This is a genomic window from Citrobacter sp. CF971 (assembly GCF_006385635.1).
Classification (GTDB): domain Bacteria; phylum Pseudomonadota; class Gammaproteobacteria; order Enterobacterales; family Enterobacteriaceae; genus Citrobacter; species Citrobacter freundii.
Map to the genome: position 1 here is coordinate 4,326,422 of NZ_CP041051.1, position 19,690 is coordinate 4,346,111.

Here is a 19,690-nt window from a genome sequence, read left to right on the forward strand (position 1 = left end):
GTAGATGTTAGGTATTATTTTGACGGGTCATGGCGGGTTTGCCAGCGGAATGGAAAAAGCGATGAAACAGATTCTGGGTGAACAATCACAGTTCATCGCCATCGACTTTCCGGAAACCTCAACCACCGCCTTACTCACATCGCAGCTTGAACAGGCGGTGAGTGAACTGGATGCGCAGCAAGACATCGTGTTTCTGACAGACCTGTTAGGCGGGACACCATTTCGCGTCGCTTCCACCCTGGCCATGCAAAGGCAAGGCACCGAGGTGATCACCGGCACTAATCTGCAACTACTGCTGGAAATGGTGCTGGAGCGCGATGGCCTGACCAGCGAAGCATTTCGCTTGCAGGCGCTGGAGTGCGGGCACCGTGGTTTAACTAGCCTGGTGGACGAACTGGGACGCTGTCGTGAGGAAAAGCCCGTTGAGGAAGGGATATGAGACAGCTACTTCGCGCCAGACGTCTACTGACCGAACGAGGCTGGCTGGACGATCATCAAATACACATTGAAGACGGCATCATTGCAGAAATAGAGCCAATCCCCTCCGGCGTTATGGTCCACGATGCAGAGCTGCTTTGTCCGGCTTACATTGATATCCACGTGCACGGCGGTGCGGGCGTCGATGTGATGGATGAAGCACCGGATACGCTCGACAAACTGGCGATGCACAAAGCACGTGAAGGGGTAGCCAACTGGCTACCCACTACCGTCACCGCTCCACTACCAGATATTCGCAAGGCGCTTGAGCGTATCGCCCATCGTTACCATTCCGGAGGGCCCGGCGCACAGGTGCTGGGCAGTTATCTTGAAGGCCCGTACTTTACGCCGCAGAACAAAGGGGCGCACCCGCCTGAGCTTTTCAGGGAACTGGAACTCAGTGAACTGGATGAACTGATTGCGATTTCCCAGCAAACATTGCGCGTCGTTGCGCTGGCACCAGAAAAACCCGGTGCATTGCAGGCCATCGAACATCTGAAGCAGCGCAACGTACGGGTGATGCTGGGACACAGCGCTGCTACCTGGGAACAAACCCGCGCGGCCTTTGACGCCGGTGCTGACGGACTGGTGCACTGCTATAACGGTATGACCGGCTTACATCATCGGGATCCAGGAATGGTTGGCGCAGGGTTAACCGACCCTCGCGCCTGGCTGGAACTTATCGCTGACGGACACCATGTCCACCCAGCGGCCATGAAGCTCTGCTGCTGTTGCGCCAAAGACAGGCTGGTGCTGATCACCGATGCCATGCAGGCTGCAGGAATGCCAGACGGGCGCTATACGCTCTGCGGTGAGGAAGTGGAAATGCACAGTGGTATTGTGCGTACCGCTTCCGGTGGTCTGGCTGGTAGCACGCTCTCGGTTGATGCCGCCGTACGTAATATGGTCGAGCTCACCGGGATAACGGCAGAAGAGGCAATTCATATGGCCTCTCTCCACCCCGCACGTCTGTTGGGTATCGATCGCCACCTGGGATCGTTAGCAGTGGGAAAACGTGCCGACGCGATCGCGCTTAATAGCGGGCTGCATTTACAACAGATCTGGATTCAGGGTCAGGCTCTCCCCCTTTGACCTTTCATTTTGTCTCGTGTTGGCCTGCGATCTTCGATCGCAAGGCCTTTCTTTTCCTTTCGCTTGAGTAAATACCTAACCATCATTCAACAAGCGTACTTCTTATAGATCAATAAGATAATCGCCCCTTTCGTTCTCACGATCACAAATTTCGTTTTATTTCATTTTGGATCATTGCTCTTTCGATTTCTTTCCTATAGATTTTAATCAATCGACAAGATGAACAAGTGAAACGAAACGAAAGATAGCGACATTCTCGCCAGCGTCTTATGTGGAATTTACAAGACTAAGGACTTAAGTTATGCCAGAAACCTATACCCCTGTTACCGCGGTAACGGGCACCTGGACCGAAGAAGAGATCCGTCAACAACCTGCCAGTTGGATCCGTTCCCTTACGAATATCGACAACATTCGCTCTGCCATTGACAGCTTTCTCGCACCATTACTGCGCAAAAACGATCTGCGGATCATACTGACTGGGGCCGGAACATCAGCATTCATTGGCGACATCATCGCCCCCTGGCTGGCAAGCTATACCGGTAAAAACATCAGCGCTGTGCCAACCACCGATCTGGTCACTAATCCGATGGATTACCTGAATCCCGCACATCCGCTGCTGCTCATTTCTTTCGCTCGCTCAGGAAACAGCCCTGAAAGTGTTGCGGCAGTGGAACTGGCTAATCAGTTTGTACCTGAGTGCTATCACCTGCCAATCACCTGCAACGAAGCAGGTAGCCTCTATCAAAACGCAGTCGCAAGCGACAATGCCTTTGCTCTGTTGATGCCCGCAGAGACACATGACCGTGGTTTCGCCATGACCAGCAGCATTACCACCATGATGGCCAGCTGCCTGGCGGTATTCGCCCCGGAAAAAATCAACAGTCAGACCTTCCGCGACGTGGCCGATCGGTGCCAGGCGATTCTGACTTCACTGGGTGATTTCAGCGACGGCGTATTTGGCAATGAACCCTGGAAACGGATCGTTTACCTCGGTAGCGGTGGATTACAGGGAGCAGCGCGGGAATCGGCACTGAAAGTCCTGGAACTGACAGCAGGCAAACTGGCCGCATTCTATGACTCCCCTACAGGCTTTCGTCACGGTCCAAAGTCGCTGGTTGATAACGAAACGCTGGTAGTGGTCTTTGTTTCCAGCCATCCCTATACACGTCAATACGATCTCGATCTGCTGGCAGAGTTACGCCGCGATCGGCAGGCATTGCGGGTTGTCGCGATTGCCGCACAAACCCATGAGGCGATTGAAGCTGGCCCACATATTCTGCTGCCACCAGCACGCTCTTTCATCGATATGGAATTGGCATTCTGCTTCCTGATCTACGCCCAGGTCTTTGCTTTGACGCAATCCATCAATATCGGCAATACACCGGATACGCCTTCTGCCAGCGGCACTGTGAACCGCGTTGTACAGGGCGTTGTTATTCATCCCTGGAACGCCTAAAAGGATCGTTTTATGAGCATTATTTCCACGAAATACCTCCTGCTGGATGCCCAAAAAAAGGGTTATGCCGTACCCGCCTTTAACATTCATAACGCCGAGACGATCCAGGCGATCCTTGAGGTGTGCTATGAAATGCAATCGCCGGTGATCCTTGCCGGAACACCGGGCACCTTTAAGCATATCGCGCTGGAAGAGATCTACGCGCTGTGCAGCGCTTATTCCACCAGCTACGGTATACCGCTGGCGCTGCACCTTGATCACCATGAGTCGCTGGACGATATCCGTCGTAAAGTGAATGCAGGAGTGCGCAGCGCAATGATCGACGGCAGCCACTTTCCGTTTGAAGAAAACGTGAAGCTGGTGAAATCCGTTGTGGATTTTTGCCATGCCAAAGATTGCAGCGTGGAAGCTGAGCTGGGTCGCCTCGGTGGCGTAGAAGATGATATGAGCGTGGATGCAGAAAGCGCCTTCCTCACCGATCCACAAGAAGCTAAACGGTTTGTTGAGCGTACTGGCGTAGATAGCCTTGCAGTTGCCATCGGCACAGCACACGGTTTATATACCAAAACGCCCAAGATCGATTTCCAGCGGCTGGGTGAAATTCGTGAGGTCGTCGACGTTCCCCTGGTTTTACATGGCGCAAGCGATGTTCCTGACGAATACGTCCGCCGCACGATCGAGCTTGGCGTTTGCAAAGTTAACGTCGCTACTGAACTGAAAATCGCTTTTGCCGATGCGGTCAAGGCGTGGTTTGCGGAGAATCCGCAGGGCAACGATCCTCGCTATTACATGCGGGTCGGTATGGATGCGATGAAAGAAGTGGTGCGTAGCAAAATCACTGTATGCGGGTCAGCAAACAAATTGGTGGCTACCTGCGAATTATCGTGACCGTCGTTAGATTTCAATTTTTATTCACGAGTGCTATCTGCGTAATGTCAGATAGTGCTCATTGTTCAAATAAAATAGAGGTATGATTTTTAAATCACGCTGAATAAATTTATGAATTTGATGCTGCAACAATAATATATTTGAATAATCTATGTCATTCAATCTTTTTATGGTGAGGATTTAAATATGAGCAGTCCAAATATTCTATTAACCTGCATTGATAACAGATTAGTCCATGGGCAGGTTGGCGTGACATGGACATCAACAATTGGTGCTAACTTGTTAGTCGTTGTTGATGATGACGTTGCTCAGGATGAGATTCAGCAAAAATTAATGGGTATCACTGCCGAAACCTACGGTTTTGGCATCCGCTTTTTTTCCATAGAAAAAACCATCAACGTTATCGGTAAGGCCGCACCACATCAGAAAATTTTCCTGATTTGCCGGACGCCACAAACGGTAAGAAGATTACTTGAAGGTGGTATTAAGCTGAACGACGTCAACGTAGGCAATATGCATTTTTCTGAAGGCAAAAAACAAATCAGTAGCAAAGTTTATGTTAACGATCAGGATCTTGAAAATCTTCAATTTATTAAGAAACAAGGCGTTAATATTTTTATTCAGGATGTCCCTGGTGATCAAAAAGAACAGATTCCTGAGTAAGGAATAAATCAGATTTTTTCATAATAAAAGGATTTATTTATTTGAGGTATCCGACATGCATGAAATAACACTACTTCAGGGTATATCCCTGGCTGCATTAGTCTTCTTCCTTGGAATAGATTTTTGGCTGGAAGCCTTGTTTTTATTCCGGCCAATCATTGTATGTACGCTAACCGGCGCTATTCTCGGCGATATTCATATTGGCCTGATAACAGGTGGTCTGACAGAACTGGCATTTGCCGGTTTGACACCCGCAGGTGGTGTACAGCCCCCTAATCCAATCATGGCTGGTTTAATGACCACGGTAATTGCATGGTCTACCGGTGTGGATGCTAAAACAGCTATCGGTCTTGGCTTACCTTTCAGCCTCTTGATGCAGTACGTCATATTGTTCTTTTACTCAGCCTTCTCATTGTTCATGGCAAAAGCCGATAATTGTGCGAAAGAAGCTAACACAGGCGCATTTACACGTCTGAACTGGCTGACAACGCTGATTGTTGCTTCTTCTTACGCCATCATCGCCTTCCTGTGTACGTATCTGGCACAAGGTGCTATGCAGTCACTGGTAAAAGCCATGCCCGCCTGGTTAACACATGGATTTGAAGTGGCCGGGGGCATTTTGCCCGCAGTCGGTTTTGGTTTGTTGCTCCGCGTGATGTTCAAAGCACAGTACATTCCATACCTGATTGCTGGCTTCCTTTTCGTTTGCTACATCCAGGTTAATAACCTTCTGCCCGTCGCCGTATTAGGCGCAGGCTTCGCCGTATATGAGTTTTTCAATGCGAAAGCCAAACAGCAGGCTCAACCTCAGCCTGTCACCAATAAGAACAATGAAGAAGAGGACTACAGCAATGGGATCTGAAATCAGTAAAAAAGACATTACTCGCCTGGGGTTTCGATCATCCCTTCTTCAGGCTAGCTTTAACTATGAGAGGATGCAGGCGGGAGGTTTTACCTGGGCGATGCTCCCGATCCTGAGAAAAATCTATAAAGATGATAAAGCCGGTCTGAGCGCGGCGATGAAAGATCATTTGGAATTTATCAATACCCACCCAAACCTGGTTGGCTTCCTGATGGGACTACTAATCTCAATGGAAGAGAAGGGAGAAAATCGCGACACGATTAAGGGCTTGAAAGTGGCGTTGTTCGGACCCATCGCCGGGATCGGCGATGCCATTTTCTGGTTCACCTTGCTGCCCATTATGGCGGGGATCTGCTCTTCTTTCGCCAGTCAGGGGAACATCCTGGGGCCAATTCTGTTTTTCGCCGTTTATTTGATGATCTTTTTTCTGCGTGTCGGCTGGACGCACGTTGGTTATTCGGTCGGGGTTAAGGCTATCGATAAAGTGCGGGAAAACTCGCAGATGATCGCCCGCTCAGCAACGATCCTCGGGATAACCGTTATCGGTGGGCTCATCGCCTCCTATGTGCATATCAATGTTGTAACTTCCTTCGCGATCGACAGTACCCACAGCGTGGCGTTACAACAGGATTTTTTCGATAAAGTATTCCCGAATATTTTACCGATGGGCTACACGCTGCTGATGTACTACCTTTTGCGGGTGAAAAAAGCACATCCAGTATTGTTAATCGGCGTAACGTTTGTACTGTCAATTATCTCGTCAGCACTTGGCATTCTTTAAACGAAAAGAGGATGAAGCGGCCTGCAACATCCCCCTTCAAAAGGACTCGAAAAATGCAATATACCCAGTACTGCGACAATTATGACGTATTGAGCGATCGCGCCAGCGAGCAGTTAATTACGCTGATTCAAAAGAAGCCTGATGCCACCATCTGTCTGGCAACAGGAGGCACGCCGCTTCTCACCTATCGCTACTTTGTCGAGAAAATTAACCAGCGTCAGATCAATATTGAGCGGGTAGTTTTCGTAAAACTGGATGAGTGGGTTGGCATTCCCCTGAACTCTCCAGCAACGTGCGAATATTTCCTGCAACAACACATCGTTCAACCATTGGGTTTACGAGCAGAACAGCTGGTCGGTTTTCAATCTGAAAATGTTAACGAGCAGGAATGCGAACGCATTACAGAGATTATTGCCAGCCGGGGCGGCCTCGATTTATGTCTGCTCGGAATCGGCAAAAATGGCCATTTGGGGTTGAATGAACCCGCGGAGTTACTGGAACCGTTTTGCCATATCAGCGTACTTGATGAGAAAACGCGCCATCATGACATGTTAAAAACGGCCACTAATCCTGTAACTCGCGGCATTACGCTCGGGCTGAAGGACATTCTGAATGCAAAAGAGATCTTGTTGCTGATAGCAGGTGAAGGGAAGCATGATGCGGTAGAAAAATACCTGGCCGCCACCGTTACAACAGCTATTCCTGCTTCATTTTTATGGCTACACAGCAATGTGGGTTGCCTGATTGACGGCTCACAATACTCTGATAAATAAAATTTACAGCACCCGCCACATCCCTCCTTTCGTCGAGCCAACGCGTTGTAGTTTGCCTTTTAGCTGCAACGCTTTCAGATAGCGTTCAACTGTTCGGGGTGAGATTTCACACTCATCAGCGATACTTTTGGCGGTTCTGCCAGGCTGATTCGACAAGATTCGTAGAATGCGCTTTTCCATATCCAGTGAATCAGACGGAATTTCTTCCGACATTTCTTCCGACATTTCTTCCGACATTTCTTCCGACATTTCTTCCGACAGGGTTACTGATTTTCCCAATCCCTCTTGCAAAGCAGAGATAATGTTTTCCAGAATAAATTCTATAAATGGCGTGCAGCTGCTTTGCCGATCGCACACTCCTAGCACCTGGTAATAGCGATCCTGCTGGTAGTGGATCAGCGTTTCCACCGGCAACCAGGCTAATTCTGAACGCCACTCACTCAGGATTAATGTCTGCCACAATCGCCCCATCCGTCCATTGCCGTCGGCAAAAGGATGAATAAATTCGAACTCATAATGGAATACAGCACCAGCGATAAGCGGGTGAAGTTCTGTCGTTTTTAACCAGTCCAGTAAATCATTCATCAAGCGAAGAACTTGTGAGACCGGCGGGGCCATATGAATAAGCTGTTTTTCCCTGTAAACACCGACATTGCCAGATCGCAATTGGCCCGGGTTATCGACAAGCCCCATCATCAGGACTTGATGTGCCTGTAAAAGATCGGAGAGTTTTTCACTTTTCCACTCCGACATTTTTTCATATGCCAGAATCGCATTTCTGACTTCCTGTATATCTTTAGCCGGAGCCAAAATACGCTTACCGTCCATCAGGGCTGTAACCTGATCCGTCGTCAACGAATTATGCTCAATCGCTAAAGAAGCCTGGATAGTACGAATACGGTTCTCTTTGCGCAAAAGAGGAGATATCCTGCCCGCCATCGCCGCCCAATGCCCCATCAGCTCACCAATCTCAATGACTTGATTGAGGATCAATGGCGTAACGGTAAAAGGCGGTTGGTAGGTGCTCACGTCTACTCCCCCTGCTGTTCCAGTGCGTGCTTATACAGTGCATTCTTTTTCACGCCGTGGATTTCAGCGGCCAGCGCGGCGGCCTTTTTCAGCGGCAGTTCTGCCTGTAATAAAGCCAACGTACGCAGCGCATCGGCAGGGAGATCGTCTTCCTGCGCTTTATGCCCTTCGACAATCAGCACCATTTCACCTTTACGACGGTTTTCATCTTCCTTGACCCACGCAAGCAGTTCGCCGACCGGTGCGCCGTGAATGGTTTCCCAGGTTTTGGTCAGCTCGCGCGCCAGCACCACGTAACGGGATTCGCCCCAGACGGCAACCATGTCTTCCAGGCTATCCAGCAAGCGGTGGGTAGATTCATAAAAAATAAGCGTACGCGGCTCTGCCTCAATGGCTTTCATCGCATCACGACGCCCTTTCGATTTGGCAGGCAGAAAACCTTCATAGCAAAAGCGGTCTGAAGGCAAACCAGCAGCGCTCAGGGCAGCAATCGCCGCGCAAGGGCCCGGTAGAGGAACAACGCGGATCCCCGCTTCGCGACAGGTACGCACCAGATGGTAGCCAGGATCGTTAATCAGCGGCGTTCCGGCATCGGAAACCAGCGCAATGTTTTGCCCTTCTTTGAGCTTCGCCACCAGCGTTTCCGCTTTTTGTTGCTCATTGTGATCGTGTAACGCGAACAAACGGGCGTTAATCGCGAAATGTTGTAACAATAATCCTGTATGACGAGTGTCTTCAGCGGCAATCAAATCAACGGCTTGTAAAACTTCGAGCGCTCGTTGGGTAATATCAGCCAAATTTCCTATAGGAGTAGGTACAATAAAGAGTTGGCCTTGAGAATTATCCGCCGATTCGTGTTGTTTCATTGTGTCGTCCGTATTGCCGATTTAATATTGAGCATTGAGTAAAAAAATATCACTGGATACAGTATGGTACCCTCAACATTTTCTCGTTTGAAAGCCGCGCGCGCGCTACCAGTCATTCTGGCAGCACTGATTTTCGCAGGCTGTGGCACCCAGGCGCCAGACCAGAGTGCAGCCCATATGCAGGGCACTGCGCAGGCTGATTCCGGCTTTTATCTGCAACAAATGCAGCAAAGCTCAGATGATAGCAAGACCAACTGGCAATTACTCGCCATTCGTGCACTGCTGAAAGAAGGCAAGAGCCAGCAGGCTATCGAGCTGTTGAACCAGCTGCCGCAGAAACTAAACGACACTCAGCGTCGTGAGCAGTCTCTGCTGGCCGTCGAGATCAAACTCGCGCAGAAAGATATCGCTGGCGCTCAGGCCCTGCTGGATAAACTCACTCCTGCCGATTTCGATCAAAACCAGCAGGCCAGATACTGGCAGGCGCAAATCGACGTCAACCAGGGTCGCCCATCGTTGACACTACTGCGCGCCCTGATCGCCCAGGAACCGCTGCTGGCCGCGAATGCTAAGCAGAAAAACATCGATGCCACCTGGCAGGCGCTGTCATCCATGACCCAGGAGCAAGCACAGGCACTGGTCATCAATGCGGATGAAAACGTGCTGCAAGGCTGGTTAGATCTCCAGCGCGTCTGGTTCGATAACCGTAACGATCCAGACATGATGAAAGCGGGTATTGCTGACTGGCAGAAACGTTATCCGCAAAACCCGGGCGCAAAAATACTGCCAACGCAGTTGGTTAACGTCCAGAGCTTTAAGCCCGCCTCCACCAGCAAAATTGCGCTGCTGCTGCCGCTGAACGGTCAGGCCGCTGTATTTGGCCGGACTATTCAGCAAGGCTTTGAAGCGGCGAAAAATATGGGTACTCAACCCGTAGCGGCCCCTGCGGTAGCTGCGCCTGCTGCGGATACAACAGCTGCGACGACCACAGAACAGCCGCAAACGACTGACGGCGTTGCCAGCCCTTCTCAGGCGTCAGTAAGCGATCTGACCAACGAGACGCCAGCACAGCCAGAAACATCTGCTGCGCAGCCCGCAGCACCCGCTCAGCCAACAACCGCCAGCGCACCGGCGAATCCATCAGCAGAGCTGAAAATCTACGACACTTCATCACAGCCTCTGAACCAAATTCTGACTCAGGTTCAACAGGATGGCGCCAGCATCGTGGTTGGCCCACTGCTGAAGAACAATGTTGAAGAGCTGATGAAAAGCAATACGCCATTAAACGTGCTGGCACTTAATCAGCCGGAGTCGGTGAAAAACCTGCCGAACGTCTGCTACTTCGCTTTGTCGCCAGAAGATGAAGCGCGCGACGCCGCGCGTCACATCCGCGATCAAGGAAAACAGACGCCGCTGTTGTTGATCCCTCGGAGTTCATTAGGCGATCGCGTTGCCAACGCCTTTGCACAGGAATGGCAAAAGCTGGGCGGCGGCGTAGTGTTGCAGCAGAAGTTTGGCTCTACCGCCGAGCTGAAAATGGGCGTCAACGGCGGCTCGGGAATTTCCCTGACGGGCAGCCCGGTGGCCTCCTCTGTACCTGCGCAACCTGGCGTGACGATTGGCGGCCTGACGATTCCGGCTGCGCCCACCGATGCGCAGATCACCGGCGGCAGCGGCCGTGTTGATGCCGTGTATATTCTGGCGACGCCGGAAGAAATTGCCTTTATTAAGCCGATGATCGCTATGCGCAACGGCAGCCAGAGCGGAGCGACGCTGTACGCCAGCTCCCGTAGCGCGCAGGGAACTGCTGGCCCGGATTTCCGTCTGGAGATGGAAGGCTTGCAGTACAGCGAAATACCGATGCTTGCAGGTGCTAACGCTCCTCTCATGCAGCAGGCGCTTGGCGCGGTTCGTAACGACTACTCACTGGCACGTATGTATGCGATGGGCGTCGATGCCTGGTCACTTGCCAACCACTTCTCGCAAATGCGTCAGGTACAGGGTTTCGAAATTAACGGCAACACCGGGGCCTTAACCGCAACGCCGGATTGTGTGATTAACAGGAAGTTATCATGGCTCAAATACCAGCAAGGACAAGTCGTCCCCGCCAGTTAACGAGTAAACAGACCGGTGACGCGTGGGAATCCACCGCGTGTGACTGGCTGCAAAGCAAGGGACTGCATTTTATCGCCGCCAACGTGCGTGAACGTGGCGGCGAAATCGACCTGATAATGCGTGAAGGCAGCACCACCGTCTTTGTTGAAGTCCGCTATCGGCGCTCGGCCCAGTTTGGCGGCGCAGCGGCGAGTGTGACCCGGAGCAAACAACACAAATTATTACAGACCGCCCGCTTGTGGCTTGCGCGCCACAATGGGAGTTTTGATACTGTGGATTGCCGGTTCGATGTGTTAGCCTTCACCGGAAATGATGTTGAGTGGTTTAAGGACGCGTTCAACGACCGCTCATAGTTGAAGATTCAGAGCCTGGTTCTTAAGGATTAGCGTGTTAGATAGAATTAAAGTCTGCTTTACAGAAAGCATTCAAACTCAGATAGCTGCGGCTGAAGCACTTCCGGATGCGATCTCCCGTGCCGCCATGACGCTGGTTCAGTCCCTGCTCAATGGCAACAAAATTCTCTGTTGTGGTAATGGGACGTCCGCTGCCAACGCACAGCATTTTGCTGCCAGCATGATCAATCGTTTTGAAACAGAACGCCCAAGTTTACCTGCGATTGCACTAAACACTGATAATGTGGTCTTAACTGCGATTGCCAACGATCGCCTGCACGACGAAGTTTATGCAAAACAAGTCCGTGCGCTGGGACATGCAGGAGATGTTCTGCTGGCAATCTCTACGCGTGGTAATAGCCGCGATATCGTAAAAGCCGTTGAAGCCGCCGTGACACGCGACATGACAATCGTCGCGCTGACCGGGTATGACGGAGGGGAACTGGCCGGATTACTGGGGCCGCAGGATGTTGAAATCCGTATCCCCTCACACCACAGCGCCCGCGTTCAGGAAATGCACATGCTGACGGTCAACTGCCTTTGCGATCTCATCGATAACACGCTTTTCCCTCACCAGGATGATTAAGGAGTACACATGAAGGCATTTTCGCCGCTTGCTGTGATTATCGCTGCACTGCTGCTGCAAGGCTGTGTCGCTGCTGCCGTTGTCGGAACTGCTGCTGTCGGCACCAAAGCCGCGACGGATCCTCGCAGCGTCGGCACCCAGGTAGATGATGGAACCCTGGAATTACGCGTCAATACGGCGTTGTCGAAAGATGCCCAGATCAAGAAAGAAGCGCGAATCAACGTGAGCGCATATCAGGGTAAAGTGCTGCTGGTCGGTCAGTCGCCAAATAGCGAACTGTCTGCACGAGCAAAACAGATTGCGATGGGCGTAGAAGGTACGACTGAGGTCTTTAATGAGATCCGTCAGGGCCAGCCAATCGGTCTGGGCGATGCGTCCAACGATACCTGGATAACCACCAAAGTACGTTCCCAGTTACTGACCAGCGATCAGGTGAAATCCTCTAACGTGAAAGTCACGACCGAGAATGGAGAAGTGTTCCTGTTAGGTCTGGTGACCGAACGCGAAGCGAAGGCGGCGGCAGACATCGCCAGCCGGGTAAGCGGCGTGAAACGCGTCACGACGGCCTTTACGTTTATTAAGTAATACTGATGCCGGATAGCGACGCCTGAGCGTCTCATCCGGCCTACAGGACGTTATCGTTTGTAGGTCGGATAAGCGTCAGCGCCATCCGGCATTTTATTTAGCCCTTTCGCGTAACTCAGAAGAGGTCAGGATCGAAACCCCTTCATGCCCAGGCGCCAGCGCTTCTGCCAACATTGCCCGCGCAACATCGCGCGCTTCAATCGACTTCCAGTTACCCGGCAGCAGCCTGAACAACGGCGCTAAAAACATCTCATTCGCCCGCTGTTTGTCCCTATCACCCAGTAGCATTGAAGGCCGGGCAATGGTCAGCCGAGGCCAATTCTGCGCAATCAGCGCCTGCTCCATTTCACCTTTCACCCGGTTATAAAAAAACGGTGAATTGGCATTAGCGCCCATCGAACTCACCACCAGCATATGCTGTGCCCCCAGCCGACGCCCCGTCAGAGCTGTATCCACTACCAGCGTATAGTCAGCGTGGATAAATGCTTCTTTGCTGCCCGCTTCACGTCGGGTCGTTCCCAGACAACAAAAGACAATATCGACCGGATCGGTAACCTGCGCCAGAGCATCGGTTAGCTGCGGATCGTGGGGATTATAGATGCCAACCGTATCAGCCAGCGGTCGACGCGTCGGCGCCGTAATGGCATTGATCCGGGGTTCATTCAGTAGCATCCGCAATAAATGTCCACCCACCAGACCCGTTGCACCGGTTATTAACACCTGGCTCATCGTTTATTTTCCCCTGACGCTTCAATCACTCTTTTAACTATAGATCACGTAGCCAGTGCATCTTTTTACCGAAGCCCAGCGTGTTGTCCGTGAATTTGACTTCATCCAGTCGAATCTCCCACACGGGCGCTGGCAACATTCTGGCGACAGGGAAACGGCGGTTGTAGGCGTTACGCGCGGCTTCACTCTCCAGCCCTTCAAGACGGCGAATCTCACCCTTAAACTGCACGCCACGAATCAGGGCGACCGTTTTGGGCTGCCCATTTACCGTGCCGGCAATCGGCGCGCGCGGCCCGGACATTTGCGCATGGCGCGTTTTATCTTCGGTCAGCACATAGAATGCCATCTTCTGCGCATCAAACAGGTAAAATGCATTAGCGCACCACAATTCACCTTCATGGTGTACGCACCAGGTCACGACGTGCTGTTTTGCCAGCCAGCGAGACACCGCAGTCAGTGTTTCCATTTCTGTTCTCTTTTATACTGTAGGTCTGAAAATTATCACGTCGATGGTGACAATGACACCCTGGTATCTGTACCTGATCCGTACCGCTGACAACGCCTTATACACCGGAATAACCACCGATGTGCAGCGCCGCTATAAGCAGCATCAAAGTGGGAAAGGCGCGAAGGCGCTACGTGGAAAGGGGGAACTCACGTTGGCATTTGCGGCGCAAGTTGGCGACCGTTCGCTGGCCCTGCGCATAGAGTATCGCGTCAAACAGCTCACAAAGCGTCAGAAAGAGCGCCTTGTAGAAGGCGAAGGGCTTGAAGCTCTACTGAGCAGCCTGCAAGCCCCGGATGTTAAAAACGATTGAAGTGGTCGTGGTATTCCACCAGGCCCGTCACGCCCTCCAGCGCATCGTCCGCCAGGCGATGAACCTGGAACGCGCTTTCGGTGCCCGGCCAGCGGCAACGCAGGTCATGATGCGCTGCCAGCTCAAAGCCAAAGCGGCTGTACAGTGCCGGATCGCCCAGCGTAACCACCGCGGCGTAGCCAAACTCGTTCAGGGAATCGAGTCCTTCATAGACCAGTTGACGCGCCAGGCCCTGCCCCCGGTAGTTTTCATCCACCGCGAGCGGCGCCATGCCGACCCATTGCAGATCTTCACCCTGAACATCGACAGGACTGAACGCGACGTAACCCACTACCTGACCTTCATCATCGGTAGCAACCAAACCCAACGTTAAGAAACCATCTTCACGCAGGTCGTGGACTAATTTTGCTTCCGCATCGCTCTCAAATGAACGGCGCAGCAACGCATCAATACCAGGGGCATCAATGGGAATCTCAACTCGAATCAGCATGGCTCACCTACCGAGGTCTGTTTGGTTTCTGGCGACGTTTTCATCCCCGCCTCAACAAAATCCGCCAACTGCATCAGCATGACGCGCAACGCTTTAGGCATCTGCTCCAGTTCGATGGCATCCATCAGATTTTTTACGTATAGCCCTAATTCTGTATCACCTTCAATCACCAGGCGACGCTGGAAGAAAAGCGTATCCGGATCCTGCTTGCGGGCCACGATCATCAGGAGATCGCTGGCATCGGCGCTAAAACTCACATCCGCATCTGCATTCTGGCTGACGATAAGTTTATCGTTCTCAACAGAGGTATACCATTTGAGGTCAATGTCACGCACATGAATGCTCAGCCAGCGACCTTCGAGAAACTCCAGCTCCCCATCGGCCAGCGCCTGACTAAACTGCCAGCTCAGGACCTGCTCCAGAACCTGGCGCTTCAGCGCAAAGGGCGTCAGTTTAACCGGTACACTCATCAGAGAAGGACCTAAATGTACTAAGCGTGAACGCAGTTTATCCAACACGAGCTTTACTCCCTGTTTCAATAGTCCTGCTATTTTGCCATATCAAATAAACGACATAGCGGCATAAATCAACAATTCGCTACGAAATTGTTACCTCTTTATTGGTGTCACCAATACGACTTTAACTGCCTCAAATCAAAAATTGTCTCAGCAAGGTTAACTAAAATCCCTCTTCGTTAACATTTCTGCGCCCTACATGGCGCAACGTTCAGGATAAATTATGGAGCTGCTCTGCCCTGCCGGAAACCTCCCGGCGCTTAAGGCGGCCATCGAGAACGGCGCTGATGCTGTCTACATCGGGCTGAAAGATGATACCAACGCCCGTCATTTCGCCGGCCTTAATTTTACCGAGAAAAAATTGCAGGAAGCGGTGAGTTTCGTTCATCAACATCGCCGTAAGCTGCACATTGCGATTAACACCTTTGCGCACCCGGATGGTTACGCACGCTGGCAGCGTGCCGTTGATATGGCAGCGCAACTGGGTGCAGACGCGCTGATCCTCGCCGACCTCGCCATGCTTGAGTATGCCGCAGAGCGCTACCCGCATATTGAGCGCCATGTCTCTGTTCAGGCATCTGCAACCAATGAAGAGGCGATTAATTTCTACCATCGCAACTTTGACGTCGCCCGCGTGGTTCTACCGCGCGTGCTGTCTATTCATCAGGTGAAGCAGCTTGCTCGCGTCACGCCAGTTCCCCTGGAAGTGTTCGCCTTTGGCAGCTTGTGCATTATGGCGGAAGGCCGTTGCTATCTTTCGTCTTACCTGACAGGCGAATCTCCTAATACCGTCGGTGCCTGCTCCCCTGCCCGTTTTGTGCGCTGGCAGCAGACCCCACAGGGTCTGGAATCTCGCCTGAACGAAGTGCTGATTGATCGCTACCAGGATGGCGAAAACGCCGGGTATCCAACGCTGTGTAAAGGGCGCTACCTGGTGGATGGCGAGCGCTACCATGCGCTGGAAGAACCCACCAGCCTCAACACGCTCGAACTGCTGCCGGAACTGCTGGCTGCCAATATTGCCTCGGTGAAAATCGAAGGTCGCCAGCGCAGCCCGGCTTACGTTAGCCAGGTGGCGAAAGTGTGGCGTCAGGCAATCGACCGCTGTATGGCCGACCCGCAAAACTACGTCCCGCAGGCCGCGTGGATGGAAACGCTCGGTTCAATGTCCGAAGGCACGCAGACCACGCTTGGCGCGTATCACCGTAAATGGCAGTGAGAAAAGCAATGAAATATTCATTAGGACCCGTGCTCTACTACTGGTCGAAAGAAACGCTGGAAGATTTTTACCAGCAGGCCGCCGCCAGTCATGCTGACGTTATCTATCTTGGCGAAGCGGTATGCAGCAAACGCCGTGCGACCAAAGTGGGCGACTGGCTGGATATGGCGAAGTCTCTCGCCGGTAGCGGTAAGCAGGTGGTGCTGTCGACGCTGGCGCTGGTGCAGGCTTCCTCTGAACTGGGAGAGCTGAAGCGCTATGTCGAAAACGGCGACTTCCTGTTGGAAGCCAGCGATCTCGGCGTGGTGAATATGTGCGCCGAGCGTAAGCTGCCGTTTGTCGCCGGGCACGCGCTCAACTGCTACAACGCCGTCACGCTGCGTATTCTGCTCAAGCAGGGCATGGTGCGCTGGTGTATGCCGGTTGAGCTGTCGCGCGACTGGCTGGTGAACCTGCTCAACCAGTGCGACGAACTGGGTATTCGCGACCAGTTTGAAACCGAAGTGCTGAGTTATGGGCATTTACCGCTGGCCTACTCTGCCCGCTGCTTTACCGCACGTTCCGAAGATAAGCCTAAAGACGAGTGCGAAACCTGCTGCATTAAATATCCCAACGGGCGTGATGTGCTGTCGCAGGAGAATCAGCAGGTCTTTGTGCTCAACGGGATCCAGACCATGAGCGGCTATGTCTACAACCTCGGTAACGAGCTGACATCCATGCAGGGGCTGGTTGATATTGTGCGCCTTTCCCCGCTGGGGACAGAGACATTCGCCATGCTTGACGCCTTCCGTGCCAATGAAAATGGCAGTGCTCCATTACCGCTTGCCGCCCACAGTGACTGCAACGGCTATTGGAAGCGACTGGCTGGTCTGGAGCTGCAGGCGTAAAAAAGCTCACTTTGTTAACAACGGTAATCAAATTTTAATGCAGTATTAAAAGATTAACCGGTAACAAAGTGAGCCGTTATGACTGACAAAACTATTCCGTTCTCGGTGCTGGATCTGGCGCCGATCCCTGAAGGTTCTTCGGCAAAAGAGGCCTTCACGCACTCGCTTGATCTCGCCCGACTGGCCGAAAAGCGCGGCTACCACCGCTACTGGCTGGCAGAACATCACAACATGGTCGGTATCGCCAGCGCGGCAACTTCAGTGCTGATTGGCTATCTGGCTGCCAATACCACCACGCTGCATCTCGGGTCTGGCGGCGTGATGCTGCCCAACCATTCGCCGCTGGTGATCGCCGAGCAGTTCGGTACCCTGAATACGCTGTATCCGGGACGCATCGATCTTGGGCTTGGCCGCGCGCCGGGGAGCGATCAGCCAACGATGCGTGCGCTGCGCCGCCATATGAGCGGTGATATCGATAACTTCCCTCGCGACGTCGCTGAACTGGTGGACTGGTTCGACGCCCGCGATCCTAACCCCCATGTACGCCCGGTTCCCGGCTACGGCGAGCAGATCCCGGTCTGGTTATTAGGCTCCAGCCTGTACAGCGCACAGCTGGCGGCCCAGCTCGGCCTGCCGTTTGCCTTCGCCTCGCATTTTGCTCCAGATATGCTGCATCAGGCGCTGCATCTGTATCGCACCCAGTTCAAACCCTCAGCGCGGCTGGCAAAGCCGTATGTGATGGTGTGCATCAACATCATTGCCGCTGACAGCAATCGCGATGCCGAGTTTCTTTTCACCTCGATGCAGCAGGCGTTTGTGAAACTGCGTCGTGGCGAAACCGGCCAGCTACCACCGCCGGTAGAGAATATGCATCAGCTGTGGTCCGCTTCTGAACAGTACGGCGTACAACAGGCGCTGAGCATGTCGCTGGTTGGTGATAAGGCGAAAGTGCGACACGGGCTGGAGGCTATCTTGCGTGAAACCCAGGCTGATGAAATTATGGTTAACGGCCAGATTTTTGATCACCTGGCGCGGCTACACTCATTTGATTTGGCGATGGATGTGAAGCAGGAATTGTTGGGGTAGCGCGGTTTGTGCCTGATGGCGGCTACGCCTTATCCGGCCTACACGGTACTGTAGGCCCGGTAAGCGTAGCGCTACCGGGCAACGGTTTTACTGATAGACCGGTAACAGATCCACGCTCGACAGAATATGGATAACCGCGTTGCCGATACCGAACACCAGGATCAGCGCAATCATCGGCTTACCGCCCCAGACACGGAATTTCGGGCTACCGAAACGCTCGCGGGATTTACGGGCCAGCAGCGCCGGAACAATGGCAGCCCATATGGTTGCTGCGAGTCCTGCATAGCCGATGGCGTACAGGAAACCGTTCGGCCATAGCAGGCCACCGATAATTGGCGGGACAAACGTCAGCAATGCCGTTTTGAAACGTCCCACTGCTGAGTCATCAAAGCCAAACAGATCCGCCAGATAGTCAAACAGACCGAGCGTAACGCCGAGGAATGAACTCGCCACCGCAAAGTTAGAGAACACCACCAGCAGCAGATCAAGACTGCGGCTGTTTAGTACGCCGCTCAGTGCCTGTACCAGCACATCAATGTTACCGCCCTGTTGCGCGATACCGATAAACTCTGGACGCGGAATGTTGCCCATCGTTCCCAGCAACCATACGGTATACAGCACCAGCGCCAGCAGCGTGCCGTACACCAGACACTTAACGATGGTCTTCGGATCTTTGCCGTAGTACTTCATCAGGCTCGGGACGTTGCCGTGATAGCCGAATGAAGCCAGACAAAACGGCAGCGTCATCAGCAGGTACGGCGTATACGAAGCGTCGCTCTGCGCCACGTTAAACAGTGTTGCGGGCTGCACGTGCCCCAGCAGACTGCCGAAGGTCAGGAAAAAGGTAATCACCTTTGCGCCCAGCACAATCGCCGTCATGCGGCTAACCGCTTTGGTGCTTAACCACACCACAAATGCCACCAGCAGCGCAAAGCCAAGACCTGCCGCGCGCGCCGGAACATTCAGCGACATCTCGGAGAAGGTGTGATGCAGAATCGACCCGCTCGCTGAGATATAGGCGTAAGTCAGGATATAGAGAACGAAGGCGATCGAGATGCCGTTCACTACGTTCCAGCCTTTACCCAGCAGATCTTTCGTGATGGTGTCAAAACTGGAGCCAATGCGGTAATTGAGGTTAGCTTCGAGGATCATCAGCCCGGAGTGCAGCATGCAGAACCAGGTGAAGATCAGCGCCGCCATTGACCAGAAAAACCACGCCCCGGACATGACCACTGGCAGAGAAAACATCCCCGCGCCAATAATGGTGCCGCCGATAATCACCACGCCGCCGAGCAGCGAAGGTGACGTTTGGGTGGTGGTTAGTGTTGCCATTTAGCCATCTCTCCAGTCATTTATATTGTGACTACATCTCAATGCGCTG

The 19,690-nt window shown here is 52.7% G+C and carries 23 protein-coding genes; 16 read left to right on the top strand and 7 right to left on the bottom strand.

The genetic code is table 11. The features are described from left to right. The first annotated feature begins 4 nt into the window (after nucleotides 1-4). From agaF to E6P06_RS24430, 8 genes are all read left to right on the top strand, one after another. On the top strand, nucleotides 5-439 hold the full coding sequence (gene agaF / locus E6P06_RS24395; protein WP_003024930.1) for a PTS galactosamine/N-acetylgalactosamine transporter subunit IIA: 435 nt from the start codon (nucleotides 5-7) through the stop codon (nucleotides 437-439). Further along, a complete protein-coding gene (nagA, locus tag E6P06_RS24400) occupies nucleotides 436-1,569 on the top strand; it encodes an N-acetylglucosamine-6-phosphate deacetylase (RefSeq protein ID WP_003839995.1) in 1,134 nt (377 codons plus the stop codon). Before agaF ends, nagA begins: the two co-directional genes overlap by 4 nt. A 301-nt stretch (nucleotides 1,570-1,870) precedes the next feature. After that, entirely contained in the window at nucleotides 1,871-3,025 is a 1,155-nt protein-coding gene (locus E6P06_RS24405; RefSeq protein WP_003839993.1) for an AgaS family sugar isomerase, read from the top strand. Nucleotides 3,026-3,037: 12 nt separating this feature from the next. Beyond that, nucleotides 3,038-3,913: a tagatose-bisphosphate aldolase subunit KbaY gene (gene kbaY / locus E6P06_RS24410; RefSeq protein WP_049015901.1), complete on the top strand. Its 876-nt coding sequence runs from the start codon at nucleotides 3,038-3,040 to the stop codon at nucleotides 3,911-3,913. Between the two features lie 186 nt (nucleotides 3,914-4,099). Then, nucleotides 4,100-4,576 carry a PTS galactosamine transporter subunit IIB gene (gene agaB, locus E6P06_RS24415; protein ID WP_139935807.1) on the top strand — a complete coding sequence of 159 codons (477 nt, stop codon included), beginning with the start codon at nucleotides 4,100-4,102 and terminating at the stop codon, nucleotides 4,574-4,576. Between the two features lie 55 nt (nucleotides 4,577-4,631). Further along, complete coding sequence (gene agaC / locus E6P06_RS24420) at nucleotides 4,632-5,438, top strand: PTS galactosamine transporter subunit IIC (RefSeq protein ID WP_071684994.1); 807 nt, start codon at nucleotides 4,632-4,634, stop codon at nucleotides 5,436-5,438. Beyond that, on the top strand, nucleotides 5,428-6,219 hold the full coding sequence (gene agaD / locus E6P06_RS24425) for a PTS galactosamine transporter subunit IID (RefSeq protein WP_005131762.1): 792 nt from the start codon (nucleotides 5,428-5,430) through the stop codon (nucleotides 6,217-6,219). The genes agaC and agaD overlap by 11 nt, the downstream gene beginning before the upstream one ends. A gap of 53 nt (nucleotides 6,220-6,272) precedes the next feature. Continuing rightward, on the top strand, nucleotides 6,273-6,992 hold the full coding sequence (locus E6P06_RS24430; RefSeq protein WP_049015907.1) for a galactosamine-6-phosphate isomerase: 720 nt from the start codon (nucleotides 6,273-6,275) through the stop codon (nucleotides 6,990-6,992). Nucleotides 6,993-6,995: 3 nt separating this feature from the next. Here E6P06_RS24430 and E6P06_RS24435 read toward each other — a convergent pair whose 3' ends face one another. Both E6P06_RS24435 and rsmI read right to left on the bottom strand, forming a co-directional pair. Then, nucleotides 6,996-8,021: a Fic family protein gene (locus E6P06_RS24435; RefSeq protein ID WP_139935808.1), complete on the bottom strand. Its 1,026-nt coding sequence runs from the start codon at nucleotides 8,019-8,021 to the stop codon at nucleotides 6,996-6,998. Nucleotides 8,022-8,023: 2 nt separating this feature from the next. Continuing rightward, entirely contained in the window at nucleotides 8,024-8,887 is an 864-nt protein-coding gene (gene rsmI / locus E6P06_RS24440; protein WP_003024942.1) for a 16S rRNA (cytidine(1402)-2'-O)-methyltransferase, read from the bottom strand. A gap of 63 nt (nucleotides 8,888-8,950) precedes the next feature. Between rsmI and E6P06_RS24445 the strand changes: the two genes are divergently transcribed. The 4 genes from E6P06_RS24445 to dolP are packed head-to-tail and all read left to right on the top strand — an operon-like array spanning nucleotide 8,951 to nucleotide 12,565. Continuing rightward, nucleotides 8,951-11,002 (top strand): penicillin-binding protein activator, encoded by a 2,052-nt coding sequence (locus E6P06_RS24445; protein WP_139935809.1) that lies wholly within the window; start codon nucleotides 8,951-8,953, stop codon nucleotides 11,000-11,002. Then, nucleotides 10,960-11,355 carry a YraN family protein gene (locus E6P06_RS24450; RefSeq protein WP_139935810.1) on the top strand — a complete coding sequence of 132 codons (396 nt, stop codon included), beginning with the start codon at nucleotides 10,960-10,962 and terminating at the stop codon, nucleotides 11,353-11,355. Before E6P06_RS24445 ends, E6P06_RS24450 begins: the two co-directional genes overlap by 43 nt. 34 nt (nucleotides 11,356-11,389) lie before the next feature. Beyond that, complete coding sequence (gene diaA / locus E6P06_RS24455; RefSeq protein ID WP_003024948.1) at nucleotides 11,390-11,980, top strand: DnaA initiator-associating protein DiaA; 591 nt, start codon at nucleotides 11,390-11,392, stop codon at nucleotides 11,978-11,980. 9 nt (nucleotides 11,981-11,989) lie between these two features. Further along, nucleotides 11,990-12,565 (top strand): division/outer membrane stress-associated lipid-binding lipoprotein, encoded by a 576-nt coding sequence (gene dolP / locus E6P06_RS24460; RefSeq protein WP_003024954.1) that lies wholly within the window; start codon nucleotides 11,990-11,992, stop codon nucleotides 12,563-12,565. A gap of 93 nt (nucleotides 12,566-12,658) precedes the next feature. On the opposite strand, the gene E6P06_RS24465 is transcribed toward dolP, so the two are convergent. After that, nucleotides 12,659-13,294, bottom strand: a complete 636-nt coding sequence (locus E6P06_RS24465) for an NAD(P)H-binding protein (protein ID WP_003024957.1) — start codon at nucleotides 13,292-13,294, stop codon at nucleotides 12,659-12,661. Nucleotides 13,295-13,331: 37 nt separating this feature from the next. After that, a complete protein-coding gene (locus E6P06_RS24470) occupies nucleotides 13,332-13,760 on the bottom strand; it encodes a YhbP family protein (RefSeq protein ID WP_044714511.1) in 429 nt (142 codons plus the stop codon). 43 nt (nucleotides 13,761-13,803) lie between these two features. On the opposite strand from E6P06_RS24470, the gene E6P06_RS24475 reads away from it, so the two are divergent. Continuing rightward, complete coding sequence (locus E6P06_RS24475) at nucleotides 13,804-14,112, top strand: GIY-YIG nuclease family protein (RefSeq protein WP_088169154.1); 309 nt, start codon at nucleotides 13,804-13,806, stop codon at nucleotides 14,110-14,112. Here the strand turns inward: E6P06_RS24475 and E6P06_RS24480 are convergent. Beyond that, the gene (locus E6P06_RS24480; RefSeq protein ID WP_003024966.1) at nucleotides 14,099-14,602 is read right to left on the bottom strand and encodes a GNAT family N-acetyltransferase; all 504 of its coding nucleotides are present in this window, start codon (nucleotides 14,600-14,602) and stop codon (nucleotides 14,099-14,101) included. The genes E6P06_RS24475 and E6P06_RS24480 overlap by 14 nt on opposite strands. Beyond that, nucleotides 14,596-15,120 carry an SCP2 domain-containing protein gene (locus E6P06_RS24485; RefSeq protein WP_003024968.1) on the bottom strand — a complete coding sequence of 175 codons (525 nt, stop codon included), beginning with the start codon at nucleotides 15,118-15,120 and terminating at the stop codon, nucleotides 14,596-14,598. The genes E6P06_RS24480 and E6P06_RS24485 overlap by 7 nt, the downstream gene beginning before the upstream one ends. Nucleotides 15,121-15,340: 220 nt before the next feature. On the opposite strand from E6P06_RS24485, the gene E6P06_RS24490 reads away from it, so the two are divergent. From E6P06_RS24490 to E6P06_RS24500, 3 genes are all read left to right on the top strand, one after another. Beyond that, nucleotides 15,341-16,336: a peptidase U32 family protein gene (locus E6P06_RS24490; protein ID WP_003839981.1), complete on the top strand. Its 996-nt coding sequence runs from the start codon at nucleotides 15,341-15,343 to the stop codon at nucleotides 16,334-16,336. Further along, nucleotides 16,327-17,223 carry a U32 family peptidase gene (locus E6P06_RS24495; RefSeq protein WP_032939206.1) on the top strand — a complete coding sequence of 299 codons (897 nt, stop codon included), beginning with the start codon at nucleotides 16,327-16,329 and terminating at the stop codon, nucleotides 17,221-17,223. The genes E6P06_RS24490 and E6P06_RS24495 overlap by 10 nt, the downstream gene beginning before the upstream one ends. A 78-nt stretch (nucleotides 17,224-17,301) precedes the next feature. Continuing rightward, complete coding sequence (locus E6P06_RS24500; protein ID WP_139935811.1) at nucleotides 17,302-18,309, top strand: luciferase-like monooxygenase; 1,008 nt, start codon at nucleotides 17,302-17,304, stop codon at nucleotides 18,307-18,309. A gap of 87 nt (nucleotides 18,310-18,396) precedes the next feature. On the opposite strand, the gene mtr is transcribed toward E6P06_RS24500, so the two are convergent. Continuing rightward, complete coding sequence (gene mtr / locus E6P06_RS24505) at nucleotides 18,397-19,641, bottom strand: tryptophan permease (RefSeq protein ID WP_138827963.1); 1,245 nt, start codon at nucleotides 19,639-19,641, stop codon at nucleotides 18,397-18,399. Between the last annotated feature and the right edge of the window lie 49 nt (nucleotides 19,642-19,690).

Coding starts and splice junctions, on each gene's coding strand:
- agaF (WP_003024930.1), top strand. CDS start 5: ATGTTAGGTATTATTTTGACGGGTCATGGCGGGTTTGCCAGCGGAATG.
- nagA (WP_003839995.1), top strand. CDS start 436: ATGAGACAGCTACTTCGCGCCAGACGTCTACTGACCGAACGAGGCTGG.
- E6P06_RS24405 (WP_003839993.1), top strand. CDS start 1,871: ATGCCAGAAACCTATACCCCTGTTACCGCGGTAACGGGCACCTGGACC.
- kbaY (WP_049015901.1), top strand. CDS start 3,038: ATGAGCATTATTTCCACGAAATACCTCCTGCTGGATGCCCAAAAAAAG.
- agaB (WP_139935807.1), top strand. CDS start 4,100: ATGAGCAGTCCAAATATTCTATTAACCTGCATTGATAACAGATTAGTC.
- agaC (WP_071684994.1), top strand. CDS start 4,632: ATGCATGAAATAACACTACTTCAGGGTATATCCCTGGCTGCATTAGTC.
- agaD (WP_005131762.1), top strand. CDS start 5,428: ATGGGATCTGAAATCAGTAAAAAAGACATTACTCGCCTGGGGTTTCGA.
- E6P06_RS24430 (WP_049015907.1), top strand. CDS start 6,273: ATGCAATATACCCAGTACTGCGACAATTATGACGTATTGAGCGATCGC.
- rsmI (WP_003024942.1), bottom strand. CDS start 8,887: ATGAAACAACACGAATCGGCGGATAATTCTCAAGGCCAACTCTTTATT.
- E6P06_RS24445 (WP_139935809.1), top strand. CDS start 8,951: ATGGTACCCTCAACATTTTCTCGTTTGAAAGCCGCGCGCGCGCTACCA.
- E6P06_RS24450 (WP_139935810.1), top strand. CDS start 10,960: ATGGCTCAAATACCAGCAAGGACAAGTCGTCCCCGCCAGTTAACGAGT.
- dolP (WP_003024954.1), top strand. CDS start 11,990: ATGAAGGCATTTTCGCCGCTTGCTGTGATTATCGCTGCACTGCTGCTG.
- E6P06_RS24465 (WP_003024957.1), bottom strand. CDS start 13,294: ATGAGCCAGGTGTTAATAACCGGTGCAACGGGTCTGGTGGGTGGACAT.
- E6P06_RS24470 (WP_044714511.1), bottom strand. CDS start 13,760: ATGGAAACACTGACTGCGGTGTCTCGCTGGCTGGCAAAACAGCACGTC.
- E6P06_RS24475 (WP_088169154.1), top strand. CDS start 13,804: ATGGTGACAATGACACCCTGGTATCTGTACCTGATCCGTACCGCTGAC.
- E6P06_RS24480 (WP_003024966.1), bottom strand. CDS start 14,602: ATGCTGATTCGAGTTGAGATTCCCATTGATGCCCCTGGTATTGATGCG.
- E6P06_RS24490 (WP_003839981.1), top strand. CDS start 15,341: ATGGAGCTGCTCTGCCCTGCCGGAAACCTCCCGGCGCTTAAGGCGGCC.
- E6P06_RS24495 (WP_032939206.1), top strand. CDS start 16,327: ATGGCAGTGAGAAAAGCAATGAAATATTCATTAGGACCCGTGCTCTAC.
- E6P06_RS24500 (WP_139935811.1), top strand. CDS start 17,302: ATGACTGACAAAACTATTCCGTTCTCGGTGCTGGATCTGGCGCCGATC.
- mtr (WP_138827963.1), bottom strand. CDS start 19,641: ATGGCAACACTAACCACCACCCAAACGTCACCTTCGCTGCTCGGCGGC.